The sequence below is a fragment of the Actinoplanes sp. NPDC049118 genome (genome assembly GCF_040648555.1).
Classification (GTDB): Bacteria; Actinomycetota; Actinomycetes; order Mycobacteriales; family Micromonosporaceae; genus Actinoplanes.
The window spans coordinates 252,080-253,656 of record NZ_JBEZDY010000007.1 but is presented as its reverse complement, the minus strand read 5'-3'; the positions used below and the strand labels follow the sequence as shown (position 1 = coordinate 253,656).

1 protein-coding gene is annotated in these 1,577 nt (G+C 78.8%); it reads left to right on the top strand.

The genetic code is table 11. The features are described from left to right. On the top strand, nt 1-1,577 hold a 1,577-nt coding region (locus AB0B58_RS13330; protein WP_360222424.1), incomplete at both ends, for a hypothetical protein.

The following is a 1,577-nucleotide window of genomic DNA, read 5'->3' as shown; positions in this document are numbered from 1 at the left end:
GCGGCCGCACCGACACCGGCTCCTGGCAACGCGAACCCGAGGTCGGGGGTCGGCCCGGCGGCCGCACCGACACCGGCTCCTGGCAACGCGAACCCGAACCCGGCGCACGACCCGCCGGCCGCACCGACACCGGCTCCTGGCAGAGCGGGACGGAGAACGGCGCCCGGCGCGACACCGGCTCCTGGCAGCGCGAACCCGAGGTCGGGGGTCGGCCCGGCGGCCGGACCGACACCGGCTCCTGGCAGCGAGACGACGACACCCGGCCGGCCGGGCGGTCCGTCTCGCGGCAGCGCGCCGCCGATCCGCGGCCACCGGAGGCGTACCGCGGCCCGGAGCCCCAGCGCGGCGGCGAGGTGGAGCGCTGGCCCGGCACGCAGCGCGGCCCGGAGTCCCGCCGCGATCCTGAGGCCTTCCGCGCCCCGGAACCCCAGCGCGGCCCCGAGCCGCGGCGCGGCGCGGAGCCACGCGCCTTCGACATGCCACCACAGCGTGGCGGCGACGGCCGGCGTGGCGCGGCCATGCCGCGAAGCCCGGAACCGCGGCGCAGCGTGGAAGGGCAGCGCAGCGGCGGCATGCCGCGCGGTGTGGACGCCCAGCGCGGCCCCGGAGGGCCCCGCAGGCCGGAGTTCGACCGTGGCCCGGACACCCAGCGCGACTACGGCGGCCGCCGCGGTCAGCGCGACACCAGCTGGCAGCGTGAGCTGGAGTCCGGCACCTGGCACCGGGACCCGGAGTCGGACGTCTGGTTGCGGGACAGCGATACCGGCCAGTGGCATCGCGAGGAGCTCGAGGACGACGAGGACGAGGACGAGGACGACGACCGAGGTCCCGGCCCTCGCGGCGGTGGCGGCGGGCGACGCGCTGCCATCGAGAGCAGCGAAGCAGTCGCGCGACGCGACGAGTCTGCGCGGGGGCGCAGCGAGCAGTCCGCAGCGAACGGCGGCGGGCGTCGGAGCGCGTCGGAGCCGGGTCGTGCACGACTCCAGTTGACGGCCGGGGGAGAGCCGCCGCTCGACCCCGAGGTCTGGCGCCGCGACGGCGATGCCCCGACCCGGCCCATCTCCGCCCAGCCGGCATCGCGCCGGCGTGAGGCGAACATGCCGATCTCGGCCCAGCCGTCGACCTGGCAATCCGAGGCGGATGCACCCGCCTCGGCCCAGGCTCGGACGCGCGACGCGGGCAGGCCCGTTTCGGCGCCACCGGACGACCGGCGCGACGCCGTCCGGCCCGCGTCGGCCCGGCCGCCGGCAAGCCGCCAGCTCGACGACCGCCCGGCGTCCGCTCGATCGGCCGGCTGGCAGCGCGAGGACGATCGACCGGCCGCCGCCCGGCCGGACGATCGGCGGCGCGAGGACGATCGACCCGCCGCGGTGCGCCCGGGCGTCCGGCTGCGCGACGATGAGCGGCCGATCTCCGCGCAGCCGGACGAGTGGCGGCGAGACGCGGACGAGCCCGTTTCGGCGCAGCCCGCGCCGCCGCCTCAGACGCCGACCAGGCCGGTGTCGGCCAAGCCCGGCGCCTGGCGCGCCGAGGCGCAGGCCGAGGCCCGCGCCGCCGACTGGCGCAACCAGCTCCGC